This is a genomic window from Pseudomonas sp. LBUM1652, from assembly GCF_059716105.1.
Genome location: NZ_CP166804.1, coordinates 3,131,217 through 3,148,252, shown reverse-complemented (window position 1 = coordinate 3,148,252; position 17,036 = coordinate 3,131,217). Strand labels below are relative to the sequence as shown.

The following is a 17,036-nucleotide window of genomic DNA, read 5'->3' as shown; positions in this document are numbered from 1 at the left end:
AGCGATGCACGCCGGCATGCCCCGATAGTATTTTTCTTTCGTTCACTGCGATCAGCGTAGCTGGTTGTTGCTGTACCGATTCCGCGCACACAGGATCCACACGAAACAGTCAAAATTCCGTGAAATAGCAACTTGGATTCAGGTTCTCACGCGCGGGGCCGAAATCCTAACAGACAAGCCTTAATAGCGCTGCCGCGTTATACGACTTGGGTCGCGTATGCCCGCCCACGGAATCGTGGTTGGATGCTGGCGGTCGTTTATTACAAGAAAAAGAATCCGGAGTGACAGCGTTATGAACAGCTTGCGCAGTGTGTCGATCAGCCGACGCTTGTGGCTCATCTTGATTGTGGCGGTGGTCATGTTGCTGACCTTGGGCGTGTTGATGCTCAAGCAGATTCACGACGACCTGTATCAAGCCAAGGCCCAGAAAACCCAGCACGTGGTGCAGACCGCCAGTGGTTTATTGACGTACTACCACGATCTGGAAACAGCTGGCACCCTGACCAAGGAAGCCGCGCAGAAACAGGCACTCACCGCCATTCGGGGCCTGCGTTACGACCAGAGCGACTATTTCTGGATCAACGACCTCACGCCCGTCATGGTCATGCACCCGACCAATCCCAAGCTTGAAGGCCAGAATCTCTCGGCGATCCGCGATCCGGATGGTTTTGCCGTGTTTAACGAAATGGTCGCCATCGCCAAGAGCAAAGGCGCCGGCATGGTCGATTACCGGTGGCCGAAACCGGGCGCCAGTGAGCCAGTGGCTAAAACCTCCTACGTGAAACTGTTCGAGCCTTGGGGCTGGGTGCTCGGTTCCGGTGTTTATGTCGATGATGTGCAGGCCGAATTTCAGGGCCAGATGATCAAGGCGACGGTGATCGGCCTGGTGATTGCCCTGATCATGGCATTGCTGGTCATCATGATCGCGCGCAGCATCGTGCGCCCGTTGCAGGAAACCGTGAACGCCATGGCCAACATCGCCAGCGGCGAAAGCGACCTCACCCGCAGCCTCGATACCCACGGCAAGGATGAAGTCACGGAGCTCGCACATCACTTCAACGCTTTCACCGCCAAATTGCGCGGAGTGATTGGCGAGTTGCAGGTGTCGGCCAGTGCGCTGGGCCAGTCGTCCAGCGAACTGGGCAATGATGCTTCCCAGGCTCAGCAACGCAGCCAGCAGCAATCGCAACAGATGGAACTGGTGGCCACCGCAATCAACGAGGTGACCTACGGCGTGCAGGATGTGGCGAAAAACGCCGAACATGCGGCCGCTGAAATGCGTGACGCCGAGGCGCAGGCGCAACAGGGTCAGATCAACATCGACGGCAGCCTGCAACAGATCGACAAGCTGTCCGGCACCATTGATCAGGCGGTGGAAGTGATTCGTACCCTTGCCGCCGAAAGCACCCAGATCGGCAGTGTGCTGGAAGTGATTCGCTCGATTGCCGAGCAGACCAATCTGCTGGCGCTCAACGCGGCCATTGAAGCGGCACGGGCTGGCGAACAGGGCCGAGGGTTTGCCGTGGTCGCGGATGAAGTGCGCTTGCTGGCACAGCGTACGCAGAAGTCGACGGCGGAAATCCAGTCGATGATCGAGCGCCTGCAAAACCACTCCGAGGCGGCGGTCAAGGTGATCGGCGACAGCAGCAAAGCTTCGCAATTGACCATTGAACAGGCCGGGCTGGCGGGTGCAAGCCTGAATGCCATCGGCCAGGCACTGCGCAACCTCAATGGCCTGAATGCGTCAATTGCCAGTGCCACACTGCAACAGGCGCATGTGGTCGAGGACATCAATCAGAATGTCACGCAAGCGGCCGGTTTGTCTCACAGCACGGCGCTGGCGGCGGAGCAGTCGAGTGTCGCCAGTGTTCGGCTCGGCCAATTGAGCGAGCAACTCAACGGCCTGCTGCGCCAGTTCCGCGTGTAACACATAACCTGTGGGAGCGAGCTAAATTTTCAGCAGGCTCACTCCCACAGGTTTTCTCGGTACAATCCGCCCCCGTCTTCAACTCCCCCAAGGAACCCCCATGTCCGGGCTTGAACTGTTTGCCGCCGCTCTCGGTGTGATCGCCGTGTGGCTGACGGTCAAACAGAATCCGTGGTGCTGGCCGATCGGGCTGGTCATGGTGTTGCTCTATAGCTGGATCTTCTTTGAAGTGAAGCTGTATTCGGACATGTTGCTGCAAGTAATCTACGCCGCGTTGCAACTCTACGGCTGGTGGCAGTGGACGCGTGCGGGGACGATGCATGACGGGCGGGAGGTGACGCGCCTGGATACTCGTTCGGTGTTGCTTGGCCTGAGTGTTGGCGCTGTCGGCAGTGTCTTGCTCGGGGCGGCCATGGCCCACTGGACTGACGCCGCGCAACCGTGGCTGGACGCCGCGCTCACCGGTTTCAGCCTGGTCGCGCAGTTATGGATGGCACAAAAACGCCTGCAATGCTGGGCACTGTGGTTTGTGCTTGATGTGATTTTTGTCGGCTTGTTCCTCTACAAGGGGCTTTACCTGACTGCCGCCCTGTATGCACTGTTTACGCTGATTGCGATTCAGGGCTGGCGCGAATGGCGCGCCGATCCGGCGTTGCGTACTTGAAGGTCGTGGTTCTGACCGGCCCCGAATCCACCGGCAAGAGCTGGCTGGCGGCAGGCCTTCAGCAACGGTTCGGCGGACTGCGGGTGGACGAGTATGTGCGCTGGTTCATCGAGCAGAATCCCCGTGACACCTGTCTGGCGGACATTCCCGAGATCGCCCGCGGCCAGCTGCAATGGGAAGATCAGGCGCGAGCGCAAAAGCCGTCGCTGCTGATTCTCGACACCCACCTGCTGAGCAACATCCTCTGGAGCCAGACCCTGTTTGGCGACTGCCCGTCGTGGCTTGAGCCACAATTGCTGGCGCGACATTACGATCTGCATCTTTTGCTGTCTCCGGAACAGATCGACTGGACCGATGACGGCCAGCGCTGCCAGCCGGATCTGGATGAGCGCCTTGGGTTCTATCGAGCCACTCGCGACTGGCTTGAGCAACATCGACAGCCGTTCCAGATCATTCAGGGCGACTGGTCCGAGCGCCAGACGCAAGCCTTTGCCGCTGTGGCGACTTTGCTGGACGAGTAAGGGCATTCGGCCCAACTTCCCCACTGTTTACCCCTGCTTTGGGGCAAAAGTGTCCATTCCTGAAACACTCGCGTGAGTGCAAAGTGCCCGTTTCAACGGCATTCATCGCTTTGTCACACCGGTTGTTACGCCGTTGAAACACCCCGCCGCAAACCCTTGTTCCAGAGCATTGCTCAGCCAATAGACCGGTCGGCAATCCTGTACGTGTTTCAACAATGAAACAGCTTGCGCATCAGGCATGCCCGACTTCGCCTTAACTCATTGATATTGCGCAACAATCAAAAAGCGGCACAGCTTTCGCTCTTTCCTTCCCAACGCTGACTAGGGCCAGCCCACTGAAGAAGGAATTGCCGCCGTGGGGAACTTCAATAAAAGCTTGACCTGCCTTCTGCTGATCGGATCAGCAGCCAGCACAATCCTCAGTTTCAACGTTCAGGCCGAAGGCAACGGCGTTATCGTCCTCAACCGCGATGTACAGCCTATCCCTATTGGTCGCAGCGGCGGCAAAGACCCCTACCCAACGACCGTCAACGCCAACCCTTCGGCGCGCATCAACCAAGCGATGAACAGCACCGAACTCAACGACGGTGACTTTGCCAGTGTCGCCAGCGGCTCTTCGATTCGCGGCAACATCACTACGCCGACGGCAAACATGCCGGGCATGAACACCCTCACCAACCCCAACGGCATGCCCGGCATGAACGGCGGTCACGGCGGCGGCGCTGGCGGTTCGATCTCCAACACCGTCAATCGCGCAATGAGCTCCGGCCTTGCTCCGCTAACCCGCATGGCTGGAGGCCAATAAGATGAATCGCACCCTTGTGCTGCTCGCCCTTCTCGGCTGCACCCACGCAATGGCCGACCCCGGCTCAGTGAACAACGCGAACATTCAGGACACCGGCATCCAGTACCGCGGCAATTACAACGTCAACCAGGCCGCCGGCGACCAGATGCAACAGACCAACACCAAGGCCATCGCCATCGGCACCTCGGCCAGCGCCACCACCAACGTCAGGCAGCGGATCGATACTCCGGCCAATCCCTCGACGAATGCCAGCGCAACCATTGGCGGCAACTCTTTCAGTAACGGCAACGGGATTCTGGGCGTGAACCAGGGCGCCGGGGCCAACAACCAGATGGCCAACGTGACGCGCGTCAGCATCAGTGCTGCCCCGCAGAGCGTTGATGACAGCGCCCTTTCGCAACAGAACGTGGCGTTTTTACCGAGCTCAGGAGCAACTGGTACCTCAATCGGCAGTCGCCAGGTCACGACAAGTGATCAGGCCTTCACCGGCAGCCGAGGGGTAATCCAGGTGAACCAGAGTGCCGGGGTGGGGAACCGTATGGCTAACACCCTGAGCATCCGGGTCGCAGACTGACCCAAATAAAAAGCAGTGCAATTAGAAAGTACCAACACTTAACCAACTAATAAGCACGGAGAAACACCATGAAACCTACAATGGCTCTCAAACCACTGGTTTTCGCACTTGCAGCAGTGATGGCAATCGCAGCACAGGCAGGCGGTCGTGATGACGATCATGGTAATGGGCACGGCAATAATCACGGGCCTAAAGGGCCAACTTTAGAACAACTGCTGCAAATCGGCGCTGGCGCCGGGGCTGCCGTACTCGACACCCAAAACAGCGATGGCAACCTGGTCGGCAACCAAGGCACCAAAAATGATGCCAGCGTCAGAGACTCGGCAAACGGCACCAACGGCAACGTCGGCATGAACAACACCGCCGGTGATGGCAACCAGCAAGACAACGCCGCTGCATTGGCTACCGCTGACGAAAGCTTCATCTTCGGCACTGCCGTGGCCGTTTCCAGCGCCACCCAGGTCAACAACAACAACGCGGTTGCCAACTACTCGACAACCAACAACGCCAACCTCAACAACGTGGGTAACGGCGGTTCCGGCAACATTGGTGTGAACAACAGTGCCGGCAACTTCAACCAACAGAAAAACAACCTGGCTATTGCTGTATCGGGTGGTCGTGTAGCTAACGCCGCTGCTGCTGCGAACCAAAGCTCCACAGGCCTTGTGGTGTCCAACAACGGCACTCAAGTCTACAAAAAAGAAACCCTCACTGGCACCATCGCCGCTGCCGGCGCGTTCGCTGCAGTTGGCAAGGCTACCATCGAAGGTGATAAAGGCCATGGTGGTTATGGCGGCAACGACCGCGGTAACGGCGGCTATGGCGGCAGCAAAGACCAGAAAGCAACCTTCGAAGCTGTGGGCATCTTCGGTCTCGCTGGCGTAACCACGCAACAAGTGCTGACCCCAGACGGCTGGAAAAACCCTGTGACCAACAACGCAAACGTCTCCAACGTTGGTAACAACTTCTCCGGTAACGCTGGTTACAACAACGCCGCTGGTGTGGGTAACCAACAAAGCAACTCGCTGTCCATCGCCGCAGGTTGCAAAGCCTGCATGTAACGCGATCGAAACGAAAGCCCCGGAAACGGGGCTTTTCCTCAGTCCGCAAAGGCGTATCGATCATGCGTAAGACTGCCCTTCTCGCTTTACTTTGCCTGTCCGGCCTGACTCAGGCCGCCCAGATGCCAGTGGCCGCCCTGCCGGGTGGCGTGTTGGTCTACAAGCACGTGCAAAGCATTCGTGAGCGCAAGTTTGCCGACATTGTCGAACAGAAAACCGATTTCAGCTGCGGTGCCGCCGCACTGGCCACGGTGTTACGCCAGGCTTATTGGCTCGACGTCGATGAGGAGCACATCATCAAAGGCATGCTGGTCCACGCTGACCAGGACCTTGTTCGTACTCAGGGTTTCTCCATGCTCGACATGAAGCGCTACATAGAAAGCATCGGCATGCGCGCCAGGGGCTACAAGATTCCATCGGAGAAGCTAGACGCAATCACGATTCCGGTGGTGGTACTGATGGACATTCGCGGCTACAAGCATTTCGTGGTGTTGCAGCGTGCGGACAAGGATTGGGTTTACATCGGAGACCCGGTTCTAGGGCACAAACGCTACAGCCATGGTGACTTTGTCAAAGGTTGGAACGGCATTGTCTTTGCCATCGTCGGTCCCGGATACGACAAGGCCAATGCCTTGCGCAGCCCGCCGACACCGCTGACGGCCAAGAACAAGCTGGATGGCTTCAACCCGGTCAAAGATGCTGAATTGATGGATTTCGGGTTCATACAGAGCGACTTCTTTTAATCGCCGATTATAAAGAATGGGACTGGATGTCCCGGGAGCAGCAAATGAAAACCTCATACTGGCTGGTCGCCGCCTGCCTGGCAGCGAGTGCGTCAGGCTATGCCAATGCAGGATTCAAACCTATAGAAATAAAGGACCAGGAGCTCGCCGAGCTACGCGGTCGTTATGTCATGCCGGGGCGGATCATCAGCTTCGGCATTGTCATGAGCAGTACCTGGCGCAACGCCAGTGGTGATTTGATCGGCGCATCGACCTCGATGCAACTTCAGGCCGCAACGGTCAAACCAGAATTCTATGTCCAGACAATCAAGGAACATGGCAGCGGCAATGCCCTCGCGGCGGGTACCGGCACGATTACCGGTGGCGCCGGCCTCGACAGCAGCCAGGGCGTGACACAAAGCGTGCGCGCCGCCGGCGACAGCAACACGGCTTACAACAACGTCGCGATCAATGTCTCCGAAGCCAAACAGGCACCGGCGCTAATGCCCGCTCAGGGTCAAGCCTTGATGGCCGGACAAACCATCGGAGGCAGCAACGCCGCCGGCAGCGTGGCGGTTTCTGCCACTGGCAGTGGCGTTCAAATGGCCATTCAGGCGTCCGGCAATCAGGGCAGCTCCCTGCAACAAGTCGCCCAAGGTGGATTGCTACAAAACACCCGCCTGCTCGGCAGTGCCAACGTGGTCAACAACATGACCCAACTCAACGTTGTACTGAACAATAACGGTATGAGCGCCGGTGCACTGGACTGCAACCTGACTCAGCTCAGGGCACTACGCAATATCGGATATTGAACTACGCTGAGTCTCGATCATTGGGCTTAAAGGGACGGCTTATTCATGTATCGATCAGTATCACTGCGCGCTGCTGTATGTTTGAGCGCTCTTCTACCGGCGACGATGCTGCAAGCTGCACCTGACGCCGATTTAGAAGCTCTGAAACAGGAACTTCTGGAGCTTAAGCAACGATACGAAGTACAACAAAAAGCCTTGGCGGTACTCGAGCAGCGAGTCCGCCAGGTTGAAGATCAACCCTCCGCTCCGCCACCCAAACGTCTGGCCAAGTCGCCGTCCGACATGAAAGGCAATCCGAAAGTGGCCACCGGTACCGGGGCCGCAGCCGCGTCGGGGGGCGCTGCCGGGGGCAGTGGCGCTTCCTACGGGCAGTCGCTGGCCGATGATTCGCAACCGGCGCAAAGTGTCTCCAACCTTTATGACGAGGCCAGTGGCTTCTTTGGCGGCGGCAAATTCAGCGTTGAAACCGGCATCACTTATTCGCGCTACGACACCCGCCAGTTGATCCTCAACGGGTTCCTGGCGCTGGATTCGATCTTCCTCGGCAATATCAACCTGGACCGGATCAAGGCGGACACCTGGACGCTCGATCTCACCGGCCGCTACAACTTCGATAACCGCTGGCAATTCGACTTGAACGTGCCGGTGGTCTACCGCAGTTCGACTTATCAATCCGGCGGCGGCAATGGCGGCGCTTCCAACGTCACCACCGAACAGGACGTCGACCGCGATCCAACCATCGGTGACGTGAACTTCGGCATCGCCTACAAGTTCCTCGACGAGTCGGTCAATACCCCGGACGCCGTGGTGACCTTGCGCGTCAAGGCCCCCACCGGCAAGGACCCGTTCGGCATCAAGCTGCGCCAGACCGACGCCAACTCGAACCTGTTCGTGCCTGACACCCTGCCCACCGGCAATGGTGTCTGGTCGGTCACCCCCGGCATCTCGCTGGTCAAGACGTTCGACCCGGCCGTGCTGTTCGGCAGCCTGTCCTACACCCATAATCTGGAGGAGTCGTTCGACGACATCAGCTCCACCGTCAACCAGAAAAACCCGGGCAAGGTGAAGATCGGCGACAGCTTCCAGATCGGTGCAGGTATTGCTTTTGCGCTGAATGAGAAGATGAGTATGTCGTTCTCGATGTCTGACCTGATACAGCGCAAGAGCAAGCTGAAACAGGATGGCGGCGATTGGCAATCGGTGGTGTCCAGTGACGCCAACGCCGGTTACTTCAACGTCGGCATGACCATTGCGGCCACCGACAACCTGACCATCGTGCCCAACCTGTCCATCGGCTTGACGGACGATGCCCCGGACTTTTCCTTCAGCCTGAAATTCCCGTACTACTTCTAAGCGTCAGGACATGAAAAAGGCCCGCTGCGAGATGATCGCAGCGGGCCTTTTCCATGCTCCCGCCCTAGCGGATCTGGTGCTTGTGCAGCAAACGGTAAAACGTCGGCCGGGAAACGCCGAGCACTTTTGCCGCAACGCTGAGGTTGTCACTGTGCCGGTTCAACACATCGCAAAGCGCCTGGCGTTCGGCGCGGGTCTTGTAGTCCTCAAGCGTGCCCATAGGCGTGGCGATCGAGTGCTGGCTGATCAGCCCCAGATCACGTGCTTCGATCTGCCGCCCTTCAGCCAGAACCAAGCCGCGACGAACGCGGTTGGCCAGTTCACGCACATTGCCCGGCCAGTCATGTTTGCCCATCGCAATCAGCGCATCTTCACTGAAACTGCGCGGCCGACGCCCGGTTTCGTGGCTATAAAAGTGGGAAAAGTGGTTGGCCAGCATCGACAGATCACCATGGCGCTCTCGCAACGGCGCCGTGACCACTTGCAGAACGTTGAGCCGGTAATACAGGTCTTCGCGAAAACGCTTCTTCTCGATCGCCGCTTCGAGGTCGACGTGGGTCGCCGCCAGAACGCGGACATCGACAGGGATCGGTTGACTGCCACCGACCCGCTCGATGTGTTTTTCCTGAAGAAAACGCAGCAGATTGGCTTGCAGCTCCAGCGGCAGATCACCGATTTCATCGAGAAAGAGTGTGCCTCCGTTGGCCGCTTCTATGCGCCCGACCTTGCGCTGATGAGCGCCGGTAAATGCACCTTTTTCGTGGCCGAACAACTCGGACTGAATCAGATGCTCGGGAATAGCGCCGCAGTTGATCGCCACAAACGGCTTGCTGTGGCGCTGAGACTGCCGATGCAGCGTGCGCGCGACCAGTTCTTTACCGGTCCCGCTTTCGCCGCGGATCAATACCGGCGATTCGGTGGGCGCCAGTTTGCTCAGCAATTTACGCAGCTCGCGGATCGGTTTGCTGTCGCCCAACAGTTCGTGCTCGGGCTGATCCACATGGATCGTGCCCTGGCCACGCAGGCGCGCCATGCCGAAGGCGCGGCCGAGGGTGACTTGCACCCGCGAGACGTCGAACGGCAAGGTGTGAAAATCGAAAAACCATTCGCAAACGAAGTCACCAACATTCTGCAAACGCAGGACTTCCTGATTGAGCACAGCGATCCATTCAGTGCCGCTGCGGCTGATCAGTTCCTTGACGGCTTCGGGACGTTCCAGGTGAAACGGCTGCAAACGCAGAAGGCCGACGTCACAGGTGCGGTCGGCAGCGTTTTCCAGCGTACAACTGTCGACATCCCATCCCACCGCACGCAAACCGGGCAATAGTCGATGACAGTCGTCACACGGATCGACTACCAATAAACGTCGTAACGCAGGCGCTTCGCTCATGACTGTTCCTTGGCGTCAAATTATAGGAAATGATTGTAAAAACAGTCATTTGGCAGACCTGGCTGTAACATTAGCAAGATTTTGACAGCGCCTTGTATCAATTGCTTATAGGTGTGCAGGCAAACTCGTTATAAGTGGCTCGGTTGTTAGTTAGCTATCGACTTACTTCCTCTTACAGAGCTTTCACCAAGCTTTCAAAAACTCCCGGACAAGCCGGTAAACGAAAGAAAGTTGAAATTTCTTTGTTTCAGGTGTGACCTGCTCCCCGGTTGCGTGCATCAGTACAAGTAACCAGCCGCACGGTAAGCCCAACCGACGGCACATCATTTGATTGGGCACGACAGAGAGAAGACCCCATGACCGCCCCGCTCCGTATCAACGAAGCTCTTTTGATTGCCAACCACGCGTTCAAACCTTTCCAGTGCGTGGCCTGGGCGCCTCAAGACGGCAATGGCGAACTGAGCCTGACCGTGATTGATCGCACCAATTCCCATATAGGTCGTAAACAGATTCCAAGCAGCGCCTACTCTGATCCGGCACAGCTTGAGCAACTTCTGCAGCAAGCCCGCGCCGAACTGAGCGATGAAGGTTACACGCTGCAATCCTGGTCGATGCCACACTAATAGCCGGGTGATGCGGATGATGTTCAAGTCATCCGCCCTCCTCTTGTTAGTTGCTCTTTCTATTTTTTCATCCGCACTTCTGTACAACTTTCCGTAACGGGTCCCAGCATAATTGCTTGGCAGGCTCGCTATTGGTTCAAAAAGACACTGTTCTGGCACAGTGTGACCCTCCACCTGTTAGTTCTAACAGTTGTACTTCCTCTTGTTCAGGGGTTGAATGTTCCGCTCATGCAGTACCCGCCCGGTTCCCGGTATAGGTCTACTCGCAAGGAGATGCGTGCATGTCCACTCTGAACGCTTTTGCGCTGCCATCGTTATCGAACGATGCCGGTCAACTCGACAAAACGTTTGCCGTCAACGGCGTCGCTCAAGTGTATTTCGCGGGTAGTTTGTCCAGCCTGACTCAGGATGTTGCGCTCGATGCGCAGGGCCGGATTCTGGTGGCGGCCAAAGTCGGGGTGGCCGCAGGCAGCCGATTCGGCCTTGCGCGGCTGCTCGCGGATGGCTCCGCCGATTTGTCCTTCGGCCAACAGGGCAGCGTTATCGACACCTTTGCGCATGGGTTCGAAGCCATGGCCAGTAAAGTGCAGGTACTGCCCGACGGGCGAATCCTGCTGGCTGGCCTGCATTATGAAAACAGCCATCGCACCCTGCCCGCCCTCGCCCTGTTCGATGCGCAAGGCAATCCGGAGCAAATCTTTGGTGACAATGGTCGTCAGGTGGTGCGCCTGCCGGGCGATTTGTCGATGGGCACCCGCGACACCTGGCTCCCGCCCGGCGTGCCCGGTGCCGAAGCCTGCGACTTTGCGGTACAGGACGATGGCCACATTCTGTTGATTGCCAACCATCACTTCGAACTGGCCGACCATGCCGGGATGTTGATTCGCCTCAAACCCGACGGCAGCCTGGATGAAACCTTCAACGGCCGTGGCTTCGTGATGATCCGTCACTTGCTGCTCAATACCTGGCTCAATAGCCTGCTGCTTCAGGAAGATGGGCGAATCGTGGTAGCAGGATCAATCGATTTTCCTCAGCAAGGCCTGTTGGCCCGTTACCTGCCCGATGGGCGTCTTGACGAACGTTTTGCGGTGGACGGCTTCATGGCGTTCACTGCCAACGGTCAAAGTGCCCAGGTCAGTCAGGTTCTTGAGTCCACGAACACGCTGCACTGCTTTGGCAGCAGCCGCGATCCGATCCGCTGCCTGGCGTTCAGTCTGCATCCCAATGGCCGCCCGGACTTGCATCGCAACAACGGCCAGCCGCAACTCCTGGAAATCGGTCCCAGCGGCTGCCAGTGGAGCGCCGCCCAACGCATGGCCGACGGTCGCATGATCGCCGTAGGTGCAACGATTGGTGGGATGGAAGCTGATTTCGTCGTCGCCCGCTACTGCGCAAATGGCAGTCTGGACCCGAACTTCGGCCAAGGCTGCGGATGGCTGCGCACACGGCTGGGACGCAGTCTCGACACGGCCAACTCACTGGCGGTGCAAACGGACGGCGCAATTGTGGTTGGCGGCTATTCGCTGGATGGCAACTACCGGGCAATGGTTGTGCGGTATCTGAATCCCTGAGAGCTTGATCTTCCTCGACACATCCGGCAACTTGCGCGCTTCTTAAAACAAGGAGCAACCGATGTCCGGTTCAATGGCCCAGGCGTTCGCGCAAAATTTTCTCGGGCATTCGCCACGCTGGTACAAGGCGACCATCGTTGGCTTCCTGATCCTCAACGCGCTCGTGCTGTTCACCGCAGGTCCGGTCGCGGCGGGTTGGCTGTTGGTGATCGAGTTCATCTTCACTCTGGCCATGGCCCTCAAGTGCTATCCGCTGATGCCCGGCGGACTGTTGCTGATCGAAGCCCTGCTGTTGAAGATGACCACGCCGCAGGCGCTTTACGATGAGCTGGTACACAACTTCCCCGTGATCCTGCTGCTGATGTTCATGGTCGCCGGCATCTATTTCATGAAGGATCTGCTGCTGTTTTTGTTCTCGCGGCTGTTGTTGGGCGTGCGTTCGAAAGCGGCGCTGGCGCTGATGTTCTGCTTTCTCTCGGCATTTCTGTCGGCATTTCTCGATGCATTGACGGTCACCGCCGTGATCATCAGCGCCTCCGTGGGTTTTTATTCGGTCTACCACCGGGTGGCGTCTGGCAACGATCCGCGCCAGGACGCCGGGTTCAGCGATGACCAACATCTGCCGACCTTGCACCACGAGGATCTGGAACAGTTTCGCGCGTTCCTGCGGAGCCTGCTGATGCATGGCGCGGTCGGTACCGCGCTCGGTGGTGTATGCACCTTGGTTGGTGAGCCGCAGAACCTGCTGATCGGCCATGAAATGGGTTGGCACTTCGCAGAGTTTTTCCTGAAAGTCGCGCCGGTATCCTTGCCGGTATTGGCAGCCGGCCTGGTGACTTGCGTATTGCTGGAGAAACTGCGCTGGTTCGGTTACGGCACGCTGCTGCCGGACAACGTTCGCGCCGTGTTGGCCAATTACGCGGCCGAAGATAATGCCGAGCGCACCTCGCGTCAGCGCGCGGCGCTGCTGGTGCAAGGCGCCGCGGCGTTGATTCTGATCGGTTGTCTGGCCTTTCACGTTGCTGAGGTTGGCTTGATCGGTTTGATGGTAATCGTGTTGATCACCGCGTTTACCGGTATCACTGACGAGCACCGTCTCGGTAGCGCATTCAAGGACGCCATGCCGTTTACCGCGTTGCTGGTAGTGTTCTTTGCCGTGGTGGCGGTGATTCATGATCAACAGCTGTTTGCACCGCTGATCGAGTGGGTGCTGGCACTGCCGGTCGATCAACAACCGGGCATGCTGTTTATCGCCAATGGTCTGCTGTCGGCGATCAGCGACAACGTGTTTGTCGCGACCATCTACATCACCGAAGTGAAACAGGCGTTCCTGGCCGGGCACATGAGCCGCGAGCACTTCGAGACGCTGGCAATTGCGATCAACACCGGTACCAACCTGCCGAGCGTGGCCACACCGAATGGTCAGGCGGCGTTCCTGTTCCTGTTAACCTCGGCCATTGCGCCGTTGGTGCGGTTGTCTTATGGGCGGATGGTTTGGATGGCGTTGCCGTACACGATCGTGATGGGCCTGCTCGGCTGGTACGCCGTTAGCTTCTGGCTCTGATCAACACCAAATAAACCAGTGGGAGCGAGCCTGCTCGCGAAGAGGGAGTGACAGACAACGGATTCGTTGAATGACACACCGCTTTCGCGAGCAGGCTCGCTCCCACATTGGGTTTTCCGGTTAGGTCAGCGCGGCAGGATGTATTTCTCGATGGCCTGAGCCACGCCGTCTTCGGTGTTTGAACCGGTGACAACATCCGCCTGACGCCGCACCGCCTCTTCCGCCTGCCCCATGGCAATCGACAGTCCCGCGCAATGGAACATCGCCGGGTCGTTGCCACCATCGCCAATCGCCGCCGTCTGTTCCAACGGGATGCCGAGATGCGCGGCAATGGTTGCCAGCGCCGTGCCCTTGTTGGCCTCCAGCGCCGTGACGTCGAGATACACCGGCTGTGAACGCGAGACCTGCGCCATGCCGTTGACCTTCGGTAACAGGCGCGCTTCCAGTTCGATCAGAAACTCAGTGTTGTTGCTGGTCGCGACAATCTTGTCGATGCGCTCCAGGTACGGTTCAAAGCTCTCAACCACGACTGGCGGATAGCCGAGACCGTGCTGCTCACGCAACACCATCGGCCCATGCGGGTCTTTGACCAACCAGTCGCCGCCACTGAACACCCACACTTCGACGTCTGGCTGGTCAGCGAACGTCGCCAGAGCAATCAGTGCGGTCGTCGCGGGCAGGTAATGCGCAACCAGCAAACTGCCGTCCGGATTGACGATTGTGCCGCCATTGAATGCCGCAGTTGGCAGGTCGACGCCCAAGGCTTCAATCTGCTGCAACATCGCTTTCGGCGGGCGCCCGGTGGCGAGGCTGAACAGCACGCCGGCCTCGCGTAACGAACGAACCGCGTCGATGGTGCGCTGGCTCAGTGTGTGATCGGGCAGCAACAACGTGCCGTCCATGTCGCTCAGGAGAAAACGGATCGGTTTACTCATCCGAGGCCGTGCCAGACGCGACCATCGCGAGTCAGTAGATCTTCGGCAGCCTGCGGGCCGTCTTCACCGGCAGCATACGTTTGCATGCTCGCATCCTGCTGCCACGCATCGAGGAACGGCTGCACCGCACGCCAGCCGTTCTCGATGTTGTCGGCGCGCTGAAACAGCGTCTGATCGCCGGTCAGGCAGTCGTAGATCAGCGTTTCATAGCCGGTCGACGGTTGCATCTCGAAAAAATCCTTGTAGGCAAATCCCAGCTCGATGTTGGCCATGTTCAGCGCCGGCCCTGGCCGCTTCGCCAGCAGGTCGAACCACATGCCTTCGTTGGGCTGAATCTGGATGCGCAGGTAGGTGGGCTGCAACTCGTCGACTTCGGTATCGCGGAACTGCGCATAGGGCGCTGGTTTGAAGCAGATGACAATCTCGGTATCACGCACGCTCATGCGTTTGCCGGTACGCAGGTAGAACGGCACGCCGACCCAACGCCAGTTATCGATCATCACTTTTAATGCGACGTAGGTTTCAGTGCTGCTGTCGGGCGAGACGTTGGCCTCTTCGCGGTAACCGGGCAGCGCTTTACCGCCGACTTCACCAGCGCTGTACTGGCCGCGTACTGAGTTGGCGCGCGCCTCTTCAACAGTCCATGGGCGAATCGCGCCGACTACTTTGGCCTTCTCGCCACGCACGGCATCGGCGCCGAACGCCGCCGGCGGTTCCATGGCGACCATGGCCAGCAACTGGAACAGGTGATTAGGCACCATGTCACGCAGTGCGCCCGTGTGCTCGTAAAAACTGCCACGGGTTTCTACGCCGACGGTTTCGGCGGCGGTGATTTGTACATGGTCGATGTAATGGTTGTTCCAGAAGGCTTCGAACAGGCTGTTGGAGAACCGGCTGACCAGAATGTTCTGCACGGTTTCCTTGCCCAGGTAATGGTCGATCCGATAGATCTGCTTCTCGGACATCACCTTGAGCAGGCAGGCGTTCAGCGCTTCGGCGGTTTGCAGATCGGAGCCGAACGGCTTCTCGATCACCACCCTTCTGAACGCATCAGGGGTCTCTTCCAGCAGTTTGGCGGCGCCGAGACGACGCACCACTTCGCTGAAGAAACGCGGAGCAGTAGCCAGGTAAAAGACCGCATTGCCGGTGCCGCTGTCGGCGATTTTCGCCGCCAGGGCTGAATAAGTGCTGTCGTCGAGGAAGTCGCCCTGGACGTAGCTGATACCTTTGGCGAGCTTGGCCCACAAGGCCGGATCAAGCATCTGATCGCCCTTGCCGACCTTCGCCGCCACTTCGGTACGGATGAAGTCTTCAAGCTTTTGCGCGAAGGCTTCATCGGTAATGGCGTTGTGGTCAACGCCGACGATCCGCAGACCATCGTCAAGCAAGCCGTCGCGACTGAGGTTGTACAGCGCCGGCATCAGCAAGCGCTTGACCAGGTCGCCGTGGGCACCGAACAGAAATAGCGTGGTCGGTGGTGCGGGTTCTGCCTTGGATTTTCTGCGGATCGTATGGGTCATTTCTTCGGTGTCTCCACATGGCCGCCGAAGCCGAAGCGCTGGGCCGAAAGAATCTTGTCGCCAAAGGTGCCCTGGCCACGTGAGCGATAACGCGAGAACAGCGAGTTCGACAACACCGGCACCGGCACCGCTTGCTCCATGGCCGCTTCGATGGTCCATTGACCTTCGCCGCTGTCAGCCACCGAACCCGAGAAACCGTCGAGTTTCGGGTCGCTGGCCAGCGCGTCTGCAGTCAGGTCGAGCAACCACGAGGAAACTACGCTGCCACGACGCCAGACTTCGGCAATGTCCGCCACGTTGAGGTCAAAACGCTGATCTTCCGGCAGGCGCTCGCTCGATTTGGTCTTGAGAATATCGAAGCCCTCGGCGAAGGCCGCCATCATGCCGTACTCAATGCCGTTGTGGATCATCTTGACGAAGTGCCCGGCACCGGCGGGACCGGCGTGGATGTAGCCGTGCTCGGCACGGTGGTCATCGGACTTGCGATCCTTGGTGCGCGGAATGTCGCCCATACCCGGGGCCAGAGCGGCGAACAGCGGGTCGAGACGCTGCACGGTTTCGGCGTCACCACCGATCATCATGCAGTAGCCGCGTTCCAGGCCCCAGACGCCACCGGAGGTGCCGACGTCGATGTAGTGCAAGCCCTTCTCGGCCAGGGTCTTGGCTCGGCGAATGTCATCCTTATAGTTGGTGTTGCCGCCGTCGATGATGGTGTCGCCGGCTTCAAGCAGGTTGCTCAGGGTTTCGATGGTGTCTTCGGTCGGTGCGCCGGCCGGCAGCATGACCCAAACCGCGCGCGGCTTGTCCAGGCCGGCAACCAGTGCTGGCAAATCGGCAACGCCAGTAGAGCCCTCGGCGACCAGGTTATCGATGAAAGCGGTATTGCGGTCGTAAACAACGGTGGTGTGACCGTTGAGCATCAGGCGCCGCGCAATGTTACCGCCCATGCGGCCCAGTCCAATAATCCCGAGTTGCATGTGCTGATGCTCCTTAC

16 protein-coding genes are annotated in these 17,036 nt (G+C 58.5%); 12 read left to right on the top strand and 4 right to left on the bottom strand.

Annotation, left to right across the window (positions count from 1 at the left end):
• Positions 1-292 precede the first annotated feature (292 nt).
• The 9 genes from ACA069_RS14265 (at position 293) to fapF (ending at position 8,439) form a co-directional block, all read left to right on the top strand.
• Entirely contained in the window at positions 293-1,927 is a 1,635-nt protein-coding gene (locus ACA069_RS14265) for a methyl-accepting chemotaxis protein (protein WP_401267449.1), read from the top strand.
• 100 nt (positions 1,928-2,027) lie between these two features.
• A complete protein-coding gene (gene pnuC, locus ACA069_RS14260) occupies positions 2,028-2,591 on the top strand; it encodes a nicotinamide riboside transporter PnuC (protein WP_187678374.1) in 564 nt (187 codons plus the stop codon).
• Entirely contained in the window at positions 2,588-3,112 is a 525-nt protein-coding gene (locus tag ACA069_RS14255) for an AAA family ATPase (protein WP_497618244.1), read from the top strand. The genes pnuC and ACA069_RS14255 overlap by 4 nt, the downstream gene beginning before the upstream one ends.
• A gap of 355 nt (positions 3,113-3,467) precedes the next feature.
• Positions 3,468-3,917, top strand: a complete 450-nt coding sequence (gene fapA / locus ACA069_RS14250) for a functional amyloid chaperone FapA (protein WP_187678373.1) — start codon at positions 3,468-3,470, stop codon at positions 3,915-3,917.
• A gap of 1 nt (position 3,918) precedes the next feature.
• Positions 3,919-4,491 (top strand): fibril amyloid subunit FapB, encoded by a 573-nt coding sequence (gene fapB / locus ACA069_RS14245; RefSeq protein WP_497618143.1) that lies wholly within the window; start codon positions 3,919-3,921, stop codon positions 4,489-4,491.
• Between the two features lie 68 nt (positions 4,492-4,559).
• Positions 4,560-5,552, top strand: a complete 993-nt coding sequence (gene fapC, locus ACA069_RS14240; RefSeq protein WP_187678371.1) for an amyloid-like fimbrin subunit FapC — start codon at positions 4,560-4,562, stop codon at positions 5,550-5,552.
• 62 nt (positions 5,553-5,614) lie between these two features.
• Positions 5,615-6,295, top strand: a complete 681-nt coding sequence (gene fapD, locus ACA069_RS14235; RefSeq protein ID WP_497618141.1) for a fibril amyloid maturation endopeptidase FapD — start codon at positions 5,615-5,617, stop codon at positions 6,293-6,295.
• A gap of 44 nt (positions 6,296-6,339) precedes the next feature.
• The gene (fapE, locus tag ACA069_RS14230; protein ID WP_489879862.1) at positions 6,340-7,086 is read left to right on the top strand and encodes a fibril amyloid subunit FapE; all 747 of its coding nucleotides are present in this window, start codon (positions 6,340-6,342) and stop codon (positions 7,084-7,086) included.
• Positions 7,087-7,131: 45 nt separating this feature from the next.
• Positions 7,132-8,439 (top strand): fibril amyloid transporter FapF, encoded by a 1,308-nt coding sequence (gene fapF, locus ACA069_RS14225; protein ID WP_489879861.1) that lies wholly within the window; start codon positions 7,132-7,134, stop codon positions 8,437-8,439.
• A 64-nt stretch (positions 8,440-8,503) separates the two neighbouring features.
• On the opposite strand, the gene ACA069_RS14220 is transcribed toward fapF, so the two are convergent.
• Positions 8,504-9,829 carry a sigma-54 dependent transcriptional regulator gene (locus ACA069_RS14220; RefSeq protein ID WP_187678367.1) on the bottom strand — a complete coding sequence of 442 codons (1,326 nt, stop codon included), beginning with the start codon at positions 9,827-9,829 and terminating at the stop codon, positions 8,504-8,506.
• Positions 9,830-10,185: 356 nt separating this feature from the next.
• Between ACA069_RS14220 and ACA069_RS14215 the strand changes: the two genes are divergently transcribed.
• The 3 genes from ACA069_RS14215 to nhaB all read left to right on the top strand — a co-directional run bounded on the left by ACA069_RS14215 (position 10,186) and on the right by nhaB (position 13,587).
• Complete coding sequence (locus ACA069_RS14215; protein WP_095188991.1) at positions 10,186-10,452, top strand: hypothetical protein; 267 nt, start codon at positions 10,186-10,188, stop codon at positions 10,450-10,452.
• 281 nt (positions 10,453-10,733) lie between these two features.
• Entirely contained in the window at positions 10,734-12,023 is a 1,290-nt protein-coding gene (locus ACA069_RS14210; RefSeq protein ID WP_497618139.1) for a delta-60 repeat domain-containing protein, read from the top strand.
• Between the two features lie 61 nt (positions 12,024-12,084).
• Positions 12,085-13,587: a sodium/proton antiporter NhaB gene (nhaB, locus tag ACA069_RS14205; RefSeq protein ID WP_497618138.1), complete on the top strand. Its 1,503-nt coding sequence runs from the start codon at positions 12,085-12,087 to the stop codon at positions 13,585-13,587.
• 125 nt (positions 13,588-13,712) lie between these two features.
• On the opposite strand, the gene ACA069_RS14200 is transcribed toward nhaB, so the two are convergent.
• Genes ACA069_RS14200 through gnd form a run of 3 tightly spaced genes read right to left on the bottom strand, consistent with a single transcriptional unit; the run spans position 13,713 to position 17,019 of the window.
• Complete coding sequence (locus tag ACA069_RS14200) at positions 13,713-14,522, bottom strand: HAD family hydrolase (RefSeq protein WP_497618136.1); 810 nt, start codon at positions 14,520-14,522, stop codon at positions 13,713-13,715.
• A complete protein-coding gene (zwf, locus tag ACA069_RS14195; protein WP_489879857.1) occupies positions 14,519-16,042 on the bottom strand; it encodes a glucose-6-phosphate dehydrogenase in 1,524 nt (507 codons plus the stop codon). Before zwf ends, ACA069_RS14200 begins: the two co-directional genes overlap by 4 nt.
• Positions 16,039-17,019: a phosphogluconate dehydrogenase (NAD(+)-dependent, decarboxylating) gene (gnd, locus tag ACA069_RS14190; RefSeq protein WP_187678362.1), complete on the bottom strand. Its 981-nt coding sequence runs from the start codon at positions 17,017-17,019 to the stop codon at positions 16,039-16,041. The genes zwf and gnd overlap by 4 nt, the downstream gene beginning before the upstream one ends.
• Positions 17,020-17,036 lie beyond the last annotated feature (17 nt).